Annotated in this window: 18 protein-coding genes; 11 read left to right on the forward strand and 7 right to left on the reverse strand. The window is 69.5% G+C overall.

The genetic code is table 11. The features are described from left to right. From ACLL81_RS13885 to ACLL81_RS13900, 4 genes are all read left to right on the forward strand, one after another. A partial coding sequence (locus ACLL81_RS13885; protein WP_411288949.1) for a sigma-54 interaction domain-containing protein occupies positions 1 to 1,048 on the forward strand: 1,048 nt, incomplete at its 5' end. 10 nt (positions 1,049 to 1,058) lie between these two features. Further along, positions 1,059 to 3,149, forward strand: coding sequence for a flagellar biosynthesis protein FlhA (gene flhA / locus ACLL81_RS13890; protein ID WP_411288950.1), 2,091 nt, complete (start codon positions 1,059 to 1,061; stop codon positions 3,147 to 3,149). A gap of 138 nt (positions 3,150 to 3,287) precedes the next feature. Beyond that, positions 3,288 to 3,419, forward strand: coding sequence for a hypothetical protein (locus tag ACLL81_RS13895; protein ID WP_411288951.1), 132 nt, complete (start codon positions 3,288 to 3,290; stop codon positions 3,417 to 3,419). A 104-nt stretch (positions 3,420 to 3,523) separates the two neighbouring features. Further along, positions 3,524 to 3,898 carry a DUF4282 domain-containing protein gene (locus ACLL81_RS13900; RefSeq protein WP_411288952.1) on the forward strand — a complete coding sequence of 125 codons (375 nt, stop codon included), beginning with the start codon at positions 3,524 to 3,526 and terminating at the stop codon, positions 3,896 to 3,898. Here the strand turns inward: ACLL81_RS13900 and ACLL81_RS13905 are convergent. The 3 genes from ACLL81_RS13905 to ACLL81_RS13915 all read right to left on the reverse strand — a co-directional run bounded on the left by ACLL81_RS13905 (position 3,895) and on the right by ACLL81_RS13915 (position 5,992). Continuing rightward, a complete protein-coding gene (locus tag ACLL81_RS13905) occupies positions 3,895 to 4,305 on the reverse strand; it encodes a flagellar FliJ family protein (RefSeq protein WP_411288953.1) in 411 nt (136 codons plus the stop codon). The genes ACLL81_RS13900 and ACLL81_RS13905 overlap by 4 nt on opposite strands. Beyond that, positions 4,302 to 5,642, reverse strand: a complete 1,341-nt coding sequence (gene fliI / locus ACLL81_RS13910) for a flagellar protein export ATPase FliI (protein WP_411288954.1) — start codon at positions 5,640 to 5,642, stop codon at positions 4,302 to 4,304. The genes ACLL81_RS13905 and fliI overlap by 4 nt, the downstream gene beginning before the upstream one ends. Positions 5,643 to 5,707: 65 nt before the next feature. Beyond that, entirely contained in the window at positions 5,708 to 5,992 is a 285-nt protein-coding gene (locus tag ACLL81_RS13915) for a hypothetical protein (RefSeq protein WP_411288955.1), read from the reverse strand. A 280-nt stretch (positions 5,993 to 6,272) separates the two neighbouring features. On the opposite strand from ACLL81_RS13915, the gene ctrA reads away from it, so the two are divergent. The 5 genes from ctrA (at position 6,273) to ACLL81_RS13940 (ending at position 12,165) form a co-directional block, all read left to right on the forward strand. Further along, positions 6,273 to 6,968 carry a response regulator transcription factor CtrA gene (gene ctrA, locus ACLL81_RS13920; protein ID WP_411288956.1) on the forward strand — a complete coding sequence of 232 codons (696 nt, stop codon included), beginning with the start codon at positions 6,273 to 6,275 and terminating at the stop codon, positions 6,966 to 6,968. Positions 6,969 to 7,074: 106 nt separating this feature from the next. Then, positions 7,075 to 9,459 (forward strand): M20/M25/M40 family metallo-hydrolase, encoded by a 2,385-nt coding sequence (locus tag ACLL81_RS13925; protein WP_411288957.1) that lies wholly within the window; start codon positions 7,075 to 7,077, stop codon positions 9,457 to 9,459. A gap of 29 nt (positions 9,460 to 9,488) precedes the next feature. Beyond that, positions 9,489 to 9,839 carry an arsenate reductase (glutaredoxin) gene (gene arsC, locus ACLL81_RS13930; RefSeq protein ID WP_411288958.1) on the forward strand — a complete coding sequence of 117 codons (351 nt, stop codon included), beginning with the start codon at positions 9,489 to 9,491 and terminating at the stop codon, positions 9,837 to 9,839. A 140-nt stretch (positions 9,840 to 9,979) separates the two neighbouring features. Further along, a complete protein-coding gene (locus tag ACLL81_RS13935) occupies positions 9,980 to 11,332 on the forward strand; it encodes a peptidoglycan DD-metalloendopeptidase family protein (protein WP_411288959.1) in 1,353 nt (450 codons plus the stop codon). A gap of 32 nt (positions 11,333 to 11,364) precedes the next feature. After that, positions 11,365 to 12,165 carry a hypothetical protein gene (locus ACLL81_RS13940; protein ID WP_411288960.1) on the forward strand — a complete coding sequence of 267 codons (801 nt, stop codon included), beginning with the start codon at positions 11,365 to 11,367 and terminating at the stop codon, positions 12,163 to 12,165. A 142-nt stretch (positions 12,166 to 12,307) separates the two neighbouring features. Here ACLL81_RS13940 and ACLL81_RS13945 read toward each other — a convergent pair whose 3' ends face one another. Further along, positions 12,308 to 13,393: a Zn-dependent alcohol dehydrogenase gene (locus tag ACLL81_RS13945; protein ID WP_411288961.1), complete on the reverse strand. Its 1,086-nt coding sequence runs from the start codon at positions 13,391 to 13,393 to the stop codon at positions 12,308 to 12,310. A 155-nt stretch (positions 13,394 to 13,548) separates the two neighbouring features. On the opposite strand from ACLL81_RS13945, the gene chrA reads away from it, so the two are divergent. Then, a complete protein-coding gene (gene chrA / locus ACLL81_RS13950; protein WP_411288962.1) occupies positions 13,549 to 14,751 on the forward strand; it encodes a chromate efflux transporter in 1,203 nt (400 codons plus the stop codon). Here the strand turns inward: chrA and ACLL81_RS13955 are convergent. From ACLL81_RS13955 to ubiG, 3 genes are all read right to left on the reverse strand, one after another. Beyond that, positions 14,748 to 15,683 carry an alpha/beta fold hydrolase gene (locus ACLL81_RS13955; protein WP_411288963.1) on the reverse strand — a complete coding sequence of 312 codons (936 nt, stop codon included), beginning with the start codon at positions 15,681 to 15,683 and terminating at the stop codon, positions 14,748 to 14,750. The genes chrA and ACLL81_RS13955 overlap by 4 nt on opposite strands. A 134-nt stretch (positions 15,684 to 15,817) precedes the next feature. Beyond that, on the reverse strand, positions 15,818 to 16,621 hold the full coding sequence (locus ACLL81_RS13960; protein WP_411288964.1) for an FkbM family methyltransferase: 804 nt from the start codon (positions 16,619 to 16,621) through the stop codon (positions 15,818 to 15,820). Positions 16,622 to 16,664: 43 nt separating this feature from the next. Then, positions 16,665 to 17,423, reverse strand: coding sequence for a bifunctional 2-polyprenyl-6-hydroxyphenol methylase/3-demethylubiquinol 3-O-methyltransferase UbiG (gene ubiG, locus ACLL81_RS13965; protein WP_411288965.1), 759 nt, complete (start codon positions 17,421 to 17,423; stop codon positions 16,665 to 16,667). Positions 17,424 to 17,544: 121 nt separating this feature from the next. On the opposite strand from ubiG, the gene ACLL81_RS13970 reads away from it, so the two are divergent. Further along, positions 17,545 to 18,745: aspartate kinase (locus ACLL81_RS13970; protein ID WP_411288966.1), on the forward strand; the 1,201-nt coding region annotated here is incomplete at its 3' end.

Consider the following 18,745-nt stretch of genomic DNA (forward strand, 5'->3'; position numbering starts at 1 on the left):
AGTCCTGGCGGCGGTCGCAGACGACAACCGGCCGATGGTGGTGAACGACCCGGCGATGACGGCGGTGCTGGCGATGGCCGACCAGATCGCCGGCTCCGACGCCTCGATCCTGATCACCGGCGAGAGCGGCTCCGGCAAGGAAGTCATCGCCCGATACGTGCACATGAAGTCGCGCCGCGCGAACCGGCCGTTCATCTCGGTCAACTGCGCCGCCATCCCGGAGAACCTGCTGGAGAGCGAGCTGTTCGGCCACGAGAAAGGCGCCTTCACCGGCGCCGTGGCCCGCCGCATCGGCAAGTTCGAGGAGGCCAACGGCGGCACCCTGCTGCTGGACGAAATCTCCGAGATGGACGGGCGCCTGCAGGCCAAGTTGCTACGCGCTCTGCAGGAACGCGAGATCGACCGGGTGGGCGGCTCCAAGCCGGTGAAAGTCGATATCCGCATCCTCGCCACCTCCAACCGCGACCTGGCTCTGGCGGTGAAGGACGGCAGCTTCCGCGAGGATCTGCTCTATCGTCTCAACGTCGTGAACCTGCGCCTGCCGCCCCTGCGCGAACGCCCGGGCGACGTCCTGGCCCTGGCCGACCACTTTGTGAAGAAATACGCCGTCGCCAACGGGGTGGCGGAGCGCCCGCTCTCGCAGGAGGCCCGCCGCCGGCTGGGCGTCCATCGCTGGCCGGGCAACGTCCGCGAGCTGGAAAACGCCATGCACCGCGCGGTGCTGCTGTCGGTCGGTCCCGAGATCGAGGAGCTGGCCATCCGCCTGCCCGATGGCCAGCCGCTGGCCGCCGCCGACCCGCACCTGCGCGCGGCGCAGGCCGCCTCCTTCGCCGCCGAGAGCGCAACCCGCGGCTTCGTGGGCCAGACCGTGGCGGCCATGGAGCAGCAGCTGATCATCGACACCCTGGAGCACTGCCTGGGCAACCGCACCCACGCGGCCAACATCCTGGGCATCTCCATCCGCACCCTGCGCAACAAGCTCAAGGAATACACCGAGGCCGGTGTGGCGGTGCCTGCGCCGCAGGGCGCCGCCGCCCATGCGGCCTAGGACCTAAGCCATGGCTGACGCCGGCCTCCAGTCCCGCCTGAGACAAGCCCCGACCTCCCGCGAGGTGTTCGGCTGGGTGGCGCGTGGCGAGGTCGGCCTGGCGGTCGGGATCGTGGGCATCGTTGTCCTCTTGATCCTGCCGATCCCGGCCTTCCTGCTGGATATTCTGCTCGCCCTGTCCATCACCAGCGCCGTGCTGATCCTGATCACCTCGCTGCTGATCAAGAAGCCGCTGGAGTTCACCGCCTTCCCCACCGTGCTGCTGGTGGCGACGCTCTACCGGCTGGCCCTGAACATCGCCTCCACGCGCCTGATCCTCAGCCACGGCCACGAGGGCATGCACGGGGCCGGCCGCGTCATCGAGACCTTCGGCAAGTTGATGATGGGCGGCAGCTTCGTCATTGGCCTGATCGTCTTCGCCATCCTGGTGATCGTGAACTTCGTGGTCATCACCAAGGGCTCGGGGCGGATCGCCGAAGTGGCCGCCCGCTTCACCCTGGACTCCATGCCGGGCAAGCAGATGGCCATCGACGCCGACCTCTCGGCGGGCCTGATCGACGAGACCGAGGCCAAGACCCGCCGCAAGGAGCTGGACCAGGAATCCACCTTCTTCGGAGCCATGGACGGCGCCTCGAAGTTCGTCCGCGGGGACGCCATCGCCGGCCTGATCATCGTCGCCATCAATGTGATCGGCGGCATCCTGATCGGCGTGATCCAGCACAAGATCCCACTGGGCGAGGCCGCAGCCACCTACACCACCATGACCATCGGCGACGGCCTGGTCAGCCAGATACCGGCCCTGATCATCTCCATCGCTGCGGGCTTCCTGGTCTCCAAGGCCGGCGTCGAAGGCTCGGCCGACAAGGCCCTGGTCACCCAGCTGGCCATGAACCCCATCAGCCTGGGCATGGTCTCGGCCGCCGCCGGCGTCATGGCCTTCATCCCCGGCATGCCGATCATCCCGTTCGCGGCGATCTCCATCGGGGCCGGCGCCCTGGCGTGGTACCGGGCCAAGGTCTCCCAGGCCCCGCCGGTCATCGAGATGGCGCCGGTGGCCGAGGATCAGGAGGAGCCGATCGCCCAGACCCTGGCCATCGACGAGATCAAGATCGAGCTGGGCTATGGGCTGCTGGGCCTGATCAACGACCTGGAGGGCCGCCGGCTCACCGACCAGATCAAGGCGCTGCGCCGCACCCTGGCCGCCGACTTCGGCTTCGTGATGCCGTCGGTGCGGATCCTCGACAACATGCGCCTGCCCTCCCAGGGCTACTGCATCCGTATCAAGGAGCTGGAGGCTGGGGCCGGCGAGGTCCGGCTGGGCCAGCTCATGGCCATGGACCCCCGCGGCGGCCAGGTGGAACTCCCCGGCGAGCACATCAAGGAGCCGGCCTTCGGCCTGCCCGCCACCTGGATCGACGACGGCCTGCGGGAAGAGGCGACGTTCCGCGGCTACACCATCGTCGATCCGGCCACGGTGCTGACCACCCACCTGACCGAGATCCTCAAGGAGAACATGCCGGACCTGCTCTCCTACGCCGAGGTGCAGAAGCTGCTGAAGGATCTGCCGGTGGAGCAGAAGAAGCTGGTGGAGGACTTGGTCCCGGCCATCGTCACCGCCACCACCATCCAGCGCGTGCTGCAGGCCCTGCTGCGCGAGCGGGTCTCCATCCGCGACCTGCCGGCCATACTGGAGGGCATCGGCGAGGCCGCGCCGCACACCGCCTCGGTCACCCTGCTGGTGGAGCAGGTGCGCGCCCGCCTGGCCCGTCAGCTCTCCTTCGCCTACCGCGGCGAGGACGGCGCCCTGCCTATCGTCACCCTGACGCCGGAGTGGGAGAATGCCTTCGCCGAGGCCCTGGTGGGCCAGGGCGAAGACAAGCAACTGGCGCTGGCCCCCTCGCGCCTCCAGGACTTCATCCGCGGGGTTCGTGAGACCTTCGAGCGCGCGGCCCTGGCCGGCGAGACCCCGGTGCTGCTCACCAGCCCGGGCATCCGGCCCTACGTTCGCTCGATCATCGAACGCTTCCGCGGCCAGACCCCGGTGATGAGCCAGAACGAGGTGCATCCCCGCGCCCGCCTGAAGACCGTCGGGGCCATCTGAACATCGCCACTTGATCGCGTACCGGACCGCAGGCTTCGCCCCGGTGGCGAAGCGGCGGCGTGGTGATCTCGCTGCTGGCCGGGCTGATCTACGCCCACATGGCGATCAGGCTGGGGCCCCAGCCTGATCCCCGGCGGCGTGTGCGCGCTCCTGGGGATCGGCGTCTCGGTGGTGCTGAAGGACGTGCCGACCTCCATCCTGGCGGTCGGGACGATCGGGTCGGCCGTGGCGGGCCTGATCGGCGGCGCCCTCGGAAAGTGGACGGCCTGACACACCGGCGCCGCGACCTCTGCGCCGTTGCAGGCCGGCGCATCGGCTGGTAGCGGTGACCCAAGGGAGCGGTCGAACGCTCCGGTTCGAGTCTTGGGATTGCGATGCGTCGACCACTTCAGAGACCTCAGGGACCGGGCGCGCAGATCCTCTGGGACCTGCTGACCTTCGAGCGCCTGATGACCAACTCGGTCATCCACCTGATCTACTGGGCGGGCCTGGCGCTGATCGCGCTCGGCTGTTTCGGCACCATCGGCGTGGCGGTGGGCGTGGCGATTCGCGAGGACAACATCTTCTTCGGGCTGATGCTGGCGATCCCGGTGATCGTCGGCGGCCTCCTGGTGATGGGCGCTCTCGTCCTGCTGTGGCGCTCGTTCTGCGAGTTCTACGTGGCCATCTTCCGGATCAGCGAGGACCTCAGCGTGCTTCGCAAGGACGTCGAGGCCGAACGCGCCCGCACCGGCGGCACTGCGACCTAGCGGCCGCCGACCTTCCGCAGGCCAAGTTCGTCCAGCGCCGCGGTTTCCCGGCGCAGGGTTTCGCGGCGCTCCAGGGTTCGCGCCGTCTCGGCGATCTGCTCGTACTTCTTTTGCTCTTCGAAGGCCTGGGCCAGCGCGTCGCGGGCGCCGGCCTCCTCGATGGCGATGGCGTCTATACGCGCCTGCACCTCAGCCTTGCGCAGGCGCAGGCCGTCCAGAAATCCGATGTGGTACCAGCCCGCCGAAGCATCCTGGCCGGCGTGAGCCGCCTCCGCCTCGCCCTCGGCGGTGAGCATGACCAGCCGCATCTCCGCCTGGGTCCGCCGGTCGGTGATCTCCGCCAGCCGTTTCTGCAGCACCTCGACCTCATAGGTCGAAAGCTTGATCAGCGACTGGGCCCAACTCATGCGGCGGTCTCAACACTAAGGATGTCGGCGAGAGTGGCGAAGGCCTCGTCCAGGCTGGTGGCCTCGTCCTTGTCCTGGGTCAGGAAGGCCTCCAGGGCGGGATTGAGCGCGATGGCCCGGTCGATCTGCGGGTCGGCGCCGGCCCGGTAGGCGCCGATGCGGATCAGTTCCTCCATGTTGGCATAGGCCGACAGGCTCTGGCGCGCAGCGGTGACGATCTGGCGCTCGTGGGGCTGGTGGCAGCCCGGCATGGTCCGGCTGATGGACTTCAGCACATTGATCGCCGGGAACCGGCCGCGCTCGGCGATGGCCCGCTCCATGACGATGTGGCCGTCGAGAATCCCGCGCACCGCGTCGGCGATCGGCTCGTTGTGGTCGTCGCCGTCCACCAGCACCGTAAAGAGGCCGGTGATCGGCCCCGCCCGCGTGCCGTCGGGGCGCACCGGGCCAGGCCCCGCGCGCTCGAGAAGCTTCGGCAATTCGGTGAACACCGTCGGCGTGTAGCCCTTGGTGGTCGGCGGTTCGCCCGCGGCCAGGCCGATCTCGCGCTGCGCCATGGCGAAGCGGGTGACGCTGTCCATCAGGCAGAGCACCTCCAGGTCCTGGTCGCGCAGGAACTCGGCGATGGCCATGGTCATGTAGGCGGCCTGGCGGCGCTTCAGAGCCGGCTCGTCGGAGGTGGCCACCACCACAATGGCCCGCTTCAGCCCAGCCTCGCCCAGGGTTTCCTCGATGAACTCGCGGACCTCGCGGCCCCGCTCGCCGATCAGCCCCACCACCACCGCGTCGCAGTCGGCGTTCTTGGCCAGCATGGAGAGCAGCACCGACTTGCCGACCCCGGAGCCGGCGAACACGCCCAGGCGCTGGCCGCGGCAGCAGGTGGTGAAGACGTTCATGGCCCGCACGCCCAGGTCCAGCCGCGCGCCCACCCGGTCGCGGGCGTGGGCGGCGGGCGGGGCGGCGCGCAGGGGATAGGGCGCAGGGCCCTTGGGCAGAGGGCCCTTGCCGTCGATGGGTTCGCCGAAGGCGTCGACGATGCGGCCCAGCCAGGCCTTGGTGGGGCGGACAGCGGAGCCCTGCGGCTCAATGCGGATTTCCGCGCCCGGCGCCACGCCCTCCACGGGGCCGAAGGGCATCAGCAGCGCCCGGGTCTCGCGGAACCCCACCACCTCAGCCGACAGCGGCTTGTCGCCCAGGCGGGTGATTTCGGCGCGCGCACCCACCGCCAGGCGCGTCAGCCCGCCGCGGGCCTCGATCAGGAGGCCGTTCACCGCGGCCACCCGACCGGAGACGGTCAGGGGATCCAGCCGTTCGACGGCGGCTACCAGACTCTGCACGAAGGCCCCTTCAGCTAAGGCCGCAGAATCCGCGCCTGGCCTTAAGGGCGGGTGAAGAAACGCGGTTAGAGGCCAGTAGGCTCGTCGCTGCGCGTGCGGGCCGCCTGCACCTTGTCGCGCAGGGCCTGGCCGCGGGCGGTGGCGTCGTCGATAAGCGGCCTTGCGGTGGCCGCGATCTTCGCCCGGTTGCGCCACGCCAGCGCGCCCACAACCCCCACCGCCGCCAGGCCCAGGAACAGCGGGTGCCGGGGAAGGTAGCGGGCCAAGGGCAGCAGCTTCATGGCGTGGCCCACGTGCTGGCGGGTCGGCCGGAAGCCAGAGACGGCCGGGGTATCTTGGATGACGGTCATGCTTCTCACCTTGTTTCGCCCAACCAAACAGGCGTGACCGCAAGGCGGTTCCGGCCCGCTGGTTTGCAAGGCCTGTCCAATCACGAAAGATTCACCGGGGGTGCGACAGCTTGGAGCCCCTGCGCGCCTTGAGTCGGATTCCGAAATCAGATTAACGATTCGGGGAGACAGGCCATCACCATTAACCAGTCTTAAATTAACTCGCTGGCAAGTTACGGCGAGCTTCGGGGCGGATTCCCAGAATTCGCAGGGCAATGCGGGGACGCAGTAGGAGAGGCGAATGCGCGTACTGTTGATCGAGGACGACAGCGCCACCGCGCAAAGCATCGAGCTGATGCTCAAGTCGGACGGTTTCAACGTCTATACCACCGACCTCGGTGAGGAGGGCGTCGACCTCGGCAAAATCTACGACTACGACCTCATCCTGCTCGACCTGAACCTGCCTGACATGAGCGGCATGGACGTGCTGCGCACCCTGCGGGTCGGCAAGATCAACACCCCGATCATGATCCTTTCCGGTACGTCCGAGATCGACACCAAGGTGAAAACCTTCTCCGGCGGCGCCGACGACTACATGACCAAGCCCTTCCACAAGGACGAGCTGGTCGCCCGCATCCACGCCGTGGTCCGCCGCTCCAAGGGTCACGCGCAGTCGATGATCAAGACCGGCGACATCACCGTCAACCTCGACGCCAAGACCGTGGAAGTGAACGGCATGCGGGTCCACCTGACCGGCAAGGAATACCAGATGCTGGAGCTGCTCTCGCTCCGCAAGGGCACCACCCTGACCAAGGAGATGTTCCTCAACCATCTCTATGGCGGCATGGATGAGCCCGAGTTGAAGATCATCGACGTGTTCATCTGCAAGCTGCGCAAGAAGCTGGCCGCCGCCGCCGACGGCAAGCACCACATCGAAACCGTCTGGGGCCGCGGCTACGTGCTGCGCGACCCACAGGAGGCCCAGGTCGCCGCCTGACGCCACCCGCCTTTCAGACCCGCAGACGCCCGCCTTCACCGGCGGGCGTTTTCGTTTGCGCCGGGCGCGTCTAGGGTCAGCCCCAAGAAACGACGGGAGGACGGCCATGGGACGACTGCTGGCCCTGGCCGCGGCTTTGATCGCTGCGGCCCTGATCGCGTGGTGGGGCGAGCGCACGCCCGAGCCTGTCGCCGCCTCTGCCCCGGCTACGGCCTTCTCCGCGGAACGAGCCATGGCTGACGTGCGGGTGATCGCCCGGGTCCCGCATCCCATGGGCTCGCCTGAGAACCAGCAGGTGCGCGACTATCTTGTGGGGCGGATGACCGCCCTGGGCCTCTCGCCGCAGGTGCGCCGCGACAACGCCTATACCCATCGCACTGTGCGCGGCGACGTGTTCGTCTCCGGCGGCGCGGTGGAGAATGTGATCGGCGTCCTGCCCGGCCGCGACCGGAGCCTGCCGGCCGTGGCCCTGATGGCCCACTACGACAGCGTGCCCGGCTCTCCCGGCGCCGCCGACGACGCCGCGGGGGTCGCCGCCGCCCTGGAGATCGCCCGGGCTGTGAAGGCGCAGGGCGTCCCCGCCCGGGACCTCATGCTGGTGATCACCGACGGCGAGGAAAGCGGCCTCCTGGGCGCCAACGCCTTCTTCAAGCGCGATCCGCTGGCCAGGCGCATCGGCCTGCTGCTCAACATGGAGGCCCGGGGCGGCGGCGGCCGGGTGCAGATGTTCGAGACCAGCGCCGGGAATGGCCCGCTCATCGACCTCCTCAGCCGCACGGGCGAGCAGCCTACCTCCTCCTCCCTGTCGGTGTTCATCTACGAGAAGATGCCCAACGACACCGACTTCACGGAATCCAAGAAGGTCGGCGTCAGCGGGCTGAACTACGCCTTCATCGGCCGCCAGTTCGACTACCATTCCGCCACCTCCACCCCCGCCAACCTCGACCGAGGGACCCTGCAGGACCTGGGCGACCAGGTCCTGGCCACCGGCCGAGCCGCCGCCTTCGCCACCACGCTTCCCGGCAAGGGCGAGGACGCGGTCTACAGCCAGGTGTTCGGCGACCTGATCTTCGCCTATCCGGCATGGGGCGGCTGGCTGGTGCTGCTGGTCGCCGCCGGCCTGATCGCGGTGGGCGTCAGCCGCGCCCGGCGGATCGAGCCCCTGGTCTGGACCGATATCGCCCGCGGCGCCGGCGCCACTCTGTTCGCCGTGCTGGGCAGCGCCGCCGTGCTGCACTTCGCCCGCCGCGCCACCGGCGCGGACTTCGGCTACGTGGAACAGCGCTTCCTGCTGGCCCAGGTCAGCCGCTGGGAGGCCGCTGTCATGCTGCTGGCGGTGGGTTTCTTGGTGATGGCTGCGGCGGAACTGGCGCGGGGCCGGCGCAAGGTCGCCCTCGTCCCCCTGGCCGCGGGGATCGCCGGCTCGGCCCTCGGAGGCTTCGACCAGACAGGCCTGATCCTGGGCGTGGCCGCCGCCCTGGTGGCCGTGGCCGCCTATGGCCGACCGGTGGGCCGCGCCGGAGCCTGGACGGGGGTCCTGACGATCAGCCTGGTGGCAGCCGTGGCCGCCCAGATCGCCGCGCCAGCCACCGCCTACATGTTCGCCTGGCCGCTGCTGCTGGCCGGCGTCGGCGCCGCGGCCAGCGCCATGTCCTGTCGCCGCGGGCCCGCCACCCTGGCGCTGCTGGGCCTCCTGGCCGCCCTGGGCCTCGCCTGGATCGCCGGGACCGCCCACGGGTTGTTCCTGGGCCTCGACATGCCCGAGCTTCTGGCCGCCACCGTCTGGCTGGCTGCGATCCTGATCTGGCCCCTGGCGCAGCCGGAGGAAGGCGCCCCGCCCGCCCGCCTGGTGGGTCCCGTGCTGCTGGTGGCGGGCCTGGCGGTGCTGGTGGCCGTGCGGCTCAACACCCCCTGGGACGCGCGCTACCCGCAGGCTGTCCACGTGGCCTATCATCTGGACCAGGATACCGGCCGCGCCTGGCGGGTCAGCAGCCTCGCTCGCACCCCCTGGGTCAACGCCGTCCTGACCGCCGACGGCGGCGCCGTCGCCCGGCGCGACACCTGGGCCCTCCGTCGCCCGCACGAGGCGGCGCCGGCCCGTCCGGAGCCGATGGCCGCTCCGACGCTGAGCCTGGCGGCACAGCCTGACGGATCGCTGGTGCTGGCCGCCCTTCCGCCCGCCGGCGCACGGCAGATCAGCGTGCAGCTTCGCGCCAACACCGCTGTCGCAATCGAGAACATCGCCGGCCTGCCGTTCAGCGCGTCACTGAAGCCGGGAAGCTGGAGCCGGGTGAGTTGGGAAGCGTCCCCGCAAGGCTTCGGCATGCGCCTGCGGCCGGCCGGTCCGGGAGCCCTCGACGTGCGCTATGTGGCCACCTGGGACGACTGGCCGACCGGCGCCCAGGCCCTGCCCGCCCAGCCCAAGGCGCAGATGGGCTTCGACACCTCAGGCTCGACGATCGTCTCCGGAACCCGCCGCTTCACTTGGTGAAGCGCTGAAATCCGGGCTATCTGCGGCCCATGAGCGACGTCGTCATCTATCACAACCCCGCCTGCGGGACCTCGCGCGACACCCTGGCGCTACTGCGCGCCAAGGGCGTCGAGCCCACCGTAGTGGAGTACTTGAAGGCTGGCTGGACCAAGGCCCAGCTCGAGGACCTGCTGGCCCGCATGGACGCCTCCGCCCACGACATCCTGCGGGTGCGCGGCGCCAACGCCGATGCGCTCGGCCTCTCAGACCCCGCGGCCTCGGACGCGGCGCTGATCGCCGCCATGATCCTGGAGCCGGCCCTGGTCAACCGGCCCATCGTGGTGACGCCGAAGGGCGCCGCCCTCTGCCGGCCCGCCGAGCTGGTGCTGGGGCTCATCTAGCTAGCGTGACAATACGACCGGGAGCCAAGGAAGGCGATTGCGGCCACCTTCCCTGCGCCGACCGGCTGCGCGGGGGCGCGAAAAAAACTGGCTTTGCCGCTCCGATGCCTTAACCACGCATCGGTTAGTACGGGGGCGTAATGCACGACTTCGACCCGCGACGTCTGTCGTTCCGGATCGCGCCGCGCGCCGTGGCGGGCGCTGGCGCCCTGATCGCGCTGTTCGCCGCGTGGAAGCTTACCGAGAGCGTGACCACCCCTGCCGCCCCGCCGCCGCTGGCGCCCGAGGCCGTCGCCGCCCTGCAGCATGCCGCCTTCAGCCAGGCCGAAGCCCAGCCGGGCTACGCCCGGCCGCAGAACGTACCCATGAAGCTGCGTCCCGGCGAAACCCTGGCTAGCGCCGTCGAGCGCGCCGGCGTGGCGCCCGCCGAGGCCCGGCAGGCGGTGGACGCCCTGGGCCAGGCGTTCGACACGGTGCATGTGAAAGCCGGCCTCGCCTTCGAAGCCGCCGTGGCCCGCCCCCGCGCGAACCGCGGCCCGGCGCGGCTGATCGGGCTTTCCATGCGCACCGGCCCGGCCAGCACCATCACCCTGTCGCGCACCTTCGACGGCGCCCTGCGCCTGCGCGAGCTGGACGAGAAGATCACTGACGAGACCACCGTCGCCGATGGCGAGATCCACGGCTCGCTCTACGAGAGCGCCGCCAAGCTGGGCGCCACGCCGACCATCACTGCCCAAGTGGTCAAGCTGTTCGCCCACAAGCTCGACTTCCAGCGCGACATCAAGGCAGGCGACGAGTTCAAGCTGGTGTTCGGCCGCAAGGTCACCGAAAGCGGCCGCACGGTGGAGACCGGCGACCTGGAATACGCCGAACTTCACGGTGTGAAGTTCTATCGCTTCGACCGCCCGGGCGGCGACGCGCAGTACTTCGACGCCGCCGGCAAGAACATCAAGGGCTTCCTGCTGCGCACTCCGGTGGACGGGGCGCGGATGACCTCGTCCTTCGGCCGCCGGCGCCATCCCGTGCTGGGCTACGCCCGCGCCCACCAGGGCGTCGACTTCGGCGCTGGCCACGGCACCCCGATCATCGCCGCCGGCGACGGCGTGGTGGCCGAGGCGCGCCGCTGGGGCGGTTATGGCAACTGGCTGCGCATCCGCCACTCCGGCGGCTGGGATACCGGCTACGCTCACGTCTCTAGCTACGCCAAGGGCGTGCGCGCCGGCTCCCGGGTCCGCCAGGGCCAGGTGATCGCCTATGTGGGCTCAACCGGCATGTCCACGGGGCCCCACCTGCATTACGAAGTCTGGCTGCACGGCAAACGGGTCAACCCGGTGGGCGCCAAGGTGCCGCAAGGCACCGTCCTGGGCGGCGCCGAGCTCGTCAGCTTCAAGGCCAACAAGGCGCGTATCGACCGGTTGCTTGGCGCCGAGGACGAAGCGCAACGTCCGATGACCACCGCGCAACTGTCGGCCAAGACTGGCCTCGGCCGCTAGGACCGCGCCGGTCCACTTCGGGAGACATGGCCTTGAGCCTGACGACGGCCGCCGCGGCATACGTGAGACGCACGATCGGCGCCTGGCCCTCCCAGCCCGGCCCGCCGCACCTGAGCAACCTGCTGCATCTGCTTGGCCGCTGGCGCTCGCAGATGCTCTCCAACACTTATCTCTCCCGCCAGGGGACCCGCATCCACCAGGGCATCTTCGCCGGCATGGACTACGTCGACCAGGCCACCGAGGGCGCGTTGATCGCGCGGTTGCTCGGTACCTATGAGTCAGAACTCCACCCACACTTGGCGCGGATGGCGGCCGGCGGCCTGGACTGCGTCGTCGATGTGGGCTGCGCGGAGGGCTACTACGCCGTGGGCCTGGCCCGGCTGATGCCGCAGGTCACCGTCCACGCCTACGACATTTCGGAGGCCGCCCGGCTGGCCTGCACAGCCCTGGCCGCCAAGAACGGCGTGTCGGATCGGGTGATCGTCGGGGGCGAGTTCCAGCCGGACGGGTTCGAGGCCTTTGCCGGCCGCCGGGTGCTGGTGATGGTCGATGCGGAGGGCGCGGAGGTCGATATCCTGCAACCGGCGCTGAGCCCGGCGCTGGCCCACATGCAGGTCATCGTCGAGACCCACGACCTGTTCAGGCCCGGCGTGCTGGCCACCATGATGGAGCGCTTCGGCCCGACCCACGACATCGTCCGGATCGACCAGCAGCCGAAGCTCTTCGACGCGCCTGGCTGGCTCCGGGAACTGTCTCACATGGACCAGTTGCTGGCCGTCTGGGAGTGGCGCGCCCAGCCCACACCCTGGCTGGTGATGACCCCTAAGGCTTAGTGTCCCGATTGCGAAGTTCGCCTGCGCTTGTGGCGGGCCGCGACGAACTTCGGAATCGATGAGGACACTAGCAAGTCTATGTTTGTAGTGTGCTTCTTGGATTTGAAGTTCGCAGAGGCGGCCGAACTTCAAATCCAGCACACTAGCTGTCGAAGACGATCACCGAGCGGGCGATCTCGCCGCGCTTCATCTCCTCGAAGGCTTCGTTGACCTGCGCCAGCTTCAGCCGGCGCGAGACCATCTCGTCCAGGTTCAGCTTGCCGTTCATGTAGAAGTCCACCAGCCGCGGCATGTCTACCGGGAAGCGGTTGGAGCCCATCATCGACCCCTGGATACGCTTCTCGCCCAGGAACGCCGCGCCCATCAGGCTGATGGTCTGCCCGAGCGGAATCATGCCGATGATGTTGGCCGTGCCGCCCCGGCGCAGCATGTTGAAGGCCTGCTCGGCGGTCTTGGCCATGCCCAGCGCCTCGAAAGAGTGGTGCACCCCGCCCTTGGTCATCTCGATGACCTCCTTCACCGCGTCTGTCTCCGCCGCGTTGATGAAGTCCGTGGCGCCGAACGCCCGGGCGAAGTTCTCCTTGCCGGCCACCACGTCGATGGCGATCACCCGGCCCGCGCCGGCGATGGCCGCGCCGTTGATCGCCGAGAGGCCGACCCCGCCGCAACCGATCACCGCCACGGTTTCGCCGGGCCGCACGTTGGAGGTGTGGATCACCGCGCCCACGCCTGTGGTCACCGAACAGCCGATCAGGGCGGCGCGGTCCAGGGGCATGTCCTTGCGGATCGCCACGCAGGCATGCTCGTGGATCAGCATCTGCTCGGCGAACGACGACAGGTTGAGGAATTGCGGCAGGCCGACGCCGTTCTGGCTCAGCCGGGGCTCGTCGTCCTTGCCGCGCTTGGTGTCGGGCGAGACGCACAGGCTCATGTGCCCGGTGAGGCAGAACTCGCAGTGGCCGCAGAAGGCCGAGAGGCAGGTGATCACATGGTCCCCCACCTTCACCGTTCGGACCTCCGAGCCCACTTGCTCCACCACGCCGGCGCTCTCGTGGCCCAGCACGGCCGGCAGCGGATGCGGATAGGTGCCTTCGATGAAGTGCAGGTCCGAGTGGCAGACGCCGGCCGCGGCGGTGCGGATCAGCACCTCGTGCGGGCCGGGCTTGTTGATCTGCACGTCTTCGATCTGAAGCGGCTTGCCCACTTCGCGCAGCACGGCGGCCTTCATGGCGTTCTTCCCCGGTTGGCTTCGAGGCCGCTGGCGATACGGACCTCCGTTGGTCAGAAGCCTTATCGCCGTTCAGATGCGGCGGCCAAGGGGTTTTGCCGGGCACTGCCGGAAATCGGTCGACAGGGGGGGCGCGGGCTTTCATGAAGGCCCCGATGGACGACGCGCCGCCACCCAAGTCCGCCGCCGTCGAGGTCTTCACAGCCTTCCTGCGCCAGGGCTTCACCGCCTTCGGCGGGCCGGTGGCGCATCTGGCCTATTTCCGCCGTGAGTTCGTCGAGCGCCGGCGCTGGCTCACCGAAGCGGCGTTCGCCGACCTGCTGGCGCTGTGCCACTTCCTGCCCGGGCCGGCGTCCAGCCAGCTCGGCATGGCCATCGGGATGCAGCGCGCGGGTATCGCCGGCGCTCTGGCCGCCTGGGTGGGCTTCACCCTGCCGGCCGCCACAGCCATGGTCGCCTTCGCCTATCTGGCGCCCGGCATGACCCGCGCGTGGGGGGAGGCCTGGCTGCACGGGCTGCAGGTGGCCGCCGCGGCGGTGGTGCTGCAGGCGCTGATTACCATGGCCCGCACGTTGGCCGTCGGTCCGATCCGCGCCGGCATGGCGCTGGGCGCCGCGGCGGGCTTGGTGGTGGCCGAGGGGCCGGTGGCGCAGATCCTGGCCATCGCGGCGGGCGGCCTGTTCGGCCTGGCCCTACTGCGCGAGCCTGCCCCCAACGCCCCCATGGAGGCGGCGCCACCCCGGGTCGGACCCAGGACCGCCCTCACCGCCCTTGGCCTGTTCGCGGTCCTGCTCGCCACCCTGCCCTTTGCCGCGACCTTGTTGCAGAGCCCGACGCTGGGCCTGGCCAGCGTCTTCTACCGCACCGGCGCACTGGTGTTCGGCGGCGGTCACGTGGTCCTGCCGCTCCTTGAAAGCGAGATCGTCGGACGCGCCTGGCTGGACCGGGACAGCTTCCTCAGTGGCTATGGCGCAGTCCAGGCCCTGCCCGGGCCGCTGTTCAGCTTCGCGGGCTTCGTGGGCGCAGCGCAGCGGGTGGCGCCCGGCGGCTGGGTCGGCGGCCTGGTCGCCATCGTCGCGATCTTCCTGCCGAGCTTCCTGCTGGTGGTAGGCGTGACGCCGTTCTGGGACCGGATCAAGGCCAGGCCCGCGGCGCGCGGGGCCGTGGCCGGCGTCGGCGCGGTGGTGGTGGGCCTGCTGGCTGCGGCCCTGTGGGACCCGATGCTGAAGGGCGCCATCCAGCGGCCCGCGGACTGGGCGCTGGTGGCGGCGGCCTTCGTGTTCCTGACGGTGGCCAGGCTGCCGCCCTGGCTGGTGGTGATCGGCTTCGCCGCCGCCACCGGCGCCTTCCTGCGCTAGGCGGGTAAGGCGCCGGCCGCCGGCGTGGGGGCCGTCGGCATCCTGGGCATCCAGGCCGCGACGGCCTTCGGCCAGCGGAAGGTCCAGGTCTTCTTCGCCGGGATGCAATTCTCAATGGCCTGCAACAACAGCTCCGGCGGGCCGTCGTTGAGGAAGTGGTTGGCCCCGGGGGTCCGGACGAAGCGGATCGGGCGGCGGGTCACCGTCTCGGCGGCTAGGCGCTCGGCGGCCTCCAGCGGCGCAAAGTCGTCCTTGTCACCGTGGATCATGTGGATCGGCAGGTTCAGCCGGGCGAGCGCGCGCTTGGCGTGCGCCAGTTGCGGGCGCTGGCCCGAACACTCGATCACCGCGTGGCGCAGATCGCGAGGAATAACCTTCAGCGCCCTGGAACCCATGTCGAGCAGCCACTTCGAGGTCGGCCCGGTCTCCCCGAAGAAGCCAGACAACAGCACCAGCCCCGCCACCTGGCCGGCATTAGCCTCGGCCATCAGGGTGGCGATGGCCGCGCCATAGCTCTGGCCAACCAGCAGCACCTTCTGGCCGCGGGCGGCGTGCAGCACCGGCGCCAGGGCCTGGGCCTGCACGCGGATGTCAGTGACGGGATGCAGGGGCTCCGACGCGGCGTAACCGGGGCGGTCAACCACCACCATCTCCCGGTCCTGCGGCAGCTCGGCGAGGGTCTCGGCCCAGTACTCCGCCCACGACGGGGCGCCGGTGATCACCACGATCTTCCAGGGCGCCGGGGTCTCGCGCGGGGTCTCCAGCGCGGAAATCCGCCAGCCGTGACCGCCGCCGGCGATGAAGCTGGTCCGGCGCACCGCAGTCTCGGGAAAGTCAGTGGCCGTAGGCGCGTGCTCGGTCCGCCCGGTCGCGGCGCATTCCAGCACCGCCCAGCCCATCGCCAGCACACCCTTGGGCCGTTTGCGCTGCACCTTGCCGGACTCCTTAAGGTCACGGTTGTCACCTGGAGCGCAAACGCGCGTTTCAAGACTAGGTTCGGCGCCTTGGCGCGCATTTCGCGGGTTGTTCGCGGAGCGTGCTCTCGAAGTCACGCAAAGCGTCGCCGTCAGGCCGCCATCCGGGCCTTGAACACCCCGTCCGGCAGGCGCGAGGCGCGGCTGGGGTGGATGAAGAAATAGTCCTTCCAGGGCAGGTCGCCGACCACCGTGGTGCGCTCCTCCAGCCGGTCACCGTTCAGCGCGAACATCCGGTAGCCGCGGGTGCGAAACATCGCCACCACCTCGTCGGCCGAGCCGCCGAACCGGGCGGCGAGCATGGCCGGGTGGATCTCCAGAAGCACATGCGGGCGGTCGCGGTCGAGGACCCCCTGCGCGCCCTCCAGCGCCTTCTGCTCGGCGCCCTCAATGTCCATGCGGATGAAGTCCACCCGCTCGATCCCCTGCTCGGCGCAGTAGTCGTCCAGCCGCACCACGGGCGTCGGCTGGATATCCATGCCCTGGTCCTCCAGGTCGGGCCGCGCGGGCCCATTGGGCGCAGTGTGGGAGACGAAGGCGTAGGCCCTGCCCATGCGGCCGGACATCTTCTTGGGCGTCACCAGCAGCATCTCGCCGGAGGTCTCCGCCGCCGCGGCGTGCACCACCGTCACCCGGTCGGAGATGCCGTGCCAGCGGATGCAGGTCTGCAGCACCTGGAAGGTGAAGGCCGAAGGCTCGAAGGCGTGGATGAACGCCTTCGGGGCCACCTGGGTCATCACATAGGAATGCCGGCCGTCGCTGGCGCCCACATGCAGGCAGACAGGCGCGCCGGAGAGAAGGTCAGCCAGGTACGGCGTCTCGGGCTCGTGCTTCGACCACTTCAGGTTCCGTCGCCAGGCCCTGAAGGCGTGACCCAACACGCGTAACGAAGGCATCCAAACTCCTCGCGCCAGGCCCTTAGCAGGCTGGGGGCCCTCTTTACGCCGCCTCGCGCACGACCGTCATCATGTAGTTCACGTCCGCGTCGCCGGACTGCGACCAGCGGCCGCTCAGGGGATCGAAGACGACGCCGAACGGCCCGTCCACGGCGACGGCCTCGCCCTCAAGGAAGCCGCGCAGCTCCTTGGGCTTGAGGAACTTCGACCAGTCGTGGGTGCCCACGGGCAGCCAGCGCAGCACATATTCCGCGCCCACCTTGGCCAGGGCGAAGGCCTTCAGGGTGCGGTTCAGGGTGGCCACGATCATCAGCCCGCCCGGCGCCAGCAGCCGGGCGCAGGACCGCAGGTACTCGCCCGGATCGGCCACGTGCTCGATCACCTCCATGTTGAGGATCACGTCGAAGGGCGCCTCGCCGGCGGCCAGCAGGTCCTCGGCGGTGGAGGCCCGGTAGTCGATTTCGAGCCCCAGCTCCGCGGCGTGCGCCGCGGCGGTGCCAATGTTGCGCTCCGAGGCGTCGACGCCTACCACTTCGAACCCCAGCCGGTGCATAGGCTCGGACAGGAGGCCGCCGCCGCAGCCGATGTCCAGCAGGCGCAGGCCGTCGAACGGCCGCCGCGCCGTTCCGTCACGCTGGAAGCGATAGAGCGCCTGCTCGCGGATAAAGCTCAGCCGGACCGGATTGAACCGGTGCAGGGGCGCGAACTTGCCCTTGGGGTCCCACCACTCCGCGGCGATCGCCGAGAAGCGCGCCACCTCGGCAGGATCGATGCTCGAACGGGCCTGGGCGGGGGAGGTCATGCCTCCTCTTACCCCCGCCCGCCGCGGAACTGAAGCGGCCAGGCCGTTGCGGAGCATCCGGCGCACCGCTAGAAGGCGCCGGCCCTTGCGCAGTGCAACAAGGGTCGGAACCGAGAGCCTCATGTCCCGGCTGGTGATGAAATTCGGCGGCACCTCGGTGGCCGATCTGGAGCGCATCCGACGCGTGGCCAGGCTCGTCAATGCCGAGGTCCAGGCCGGCCATCACGTGGCCGTGGTGGTCTCCGCCATGGCCGGCAAGACCAATGAGCTGGTGGCCTGGACCGACGGCGCCGGCCCGGCGGCCCGGGGCTTGGCGCCCTCCGACGACGAGTATGACATCGTGGTCGCCTCCGGCGAGCAGGTGACCGCGGGATTGCTGGCCATGACCTTGCGCAACATGGGTGTTCCGGCCCGCTCCTGGCTCGGCTGGCAGATCCCGATCATCGCCAACGACGCCCACGGGCGCGCCCGCATCGACGAGATCCCGCCCGAGAAGCTCGCCGCCGCCATGGACAGCGGCGAGGTCGCGGTGATCGCGGGCTTCCAGGGCGTCACTCGCGACGGGCGCATCGCCACCCTCGGCCGCGGCGGGTCCGACACCAGCGCGGTGGCCATCGCCGCCACCCTGAAAGCCATCCGCTGCGACATCTATACCGATGTGGACGGGGTCTACACCACCGACCCGCGCATCGAATCCAAGGCCCGGCGACTGTCGAAAATCTCCTACGAGGAGATGCTGGAGATGGCATCCCTGGGCGCCAAGGTGCTGCAGACCCGCTCCGTCGAGCTCGCCATGTCCCAGAACGTGCCGCTGCGTGTGCTATCCAGTTTCGTCGAACCGGGGGAAGCTCCCGGCCAAGGCACCATCGTCTGCGACGAGGAGGAGATCGTGGAAAAACGCATCGTGAGCGGGGTGGCCTACAGCCGCGACGAGGCCAAGATCAGCCTCTTCGGCCTGCCCGACCATCCCGGCGTCTCGTCCGAGATCTTCGGCCGGCTGGCCGACGCCAACGTCAATGTGGACATGATCGTCCAGAGCCATGCCCGCACCGCGGACACCGCCAACATGGAGTTCACCGTCGGCAAGCGCGACGCCGCCCGCGCCCTGGAGATCGTGCGCCAGGCTCAGGCACAGATCGGCTTCGACGACGTGCAGGTCAACGAGGAGGTCTCCAAGGTCTCGGTGATCGGCGTGGGCATGCGCAGCCATGCGGGCGTCGCCAAAACCATGTTCGGCACCCTGGCCGAAAAGGGCGTCAACATCCAGGTGATCTCCACCTCAGAGATCAAGATCAGCGTGCTGATCGACGCGGCCTATACGG

Source organism: Phenylobacterium sp. (assembly GCF_046590535.1).
In the GTDB taxonomy this organism is placed as follows: domain Bacteria; phylum Pseudomonadota; class Alphaproteobacteria; order Caulobacterales; family Caulobacteraceae; genus Phenylobacterium.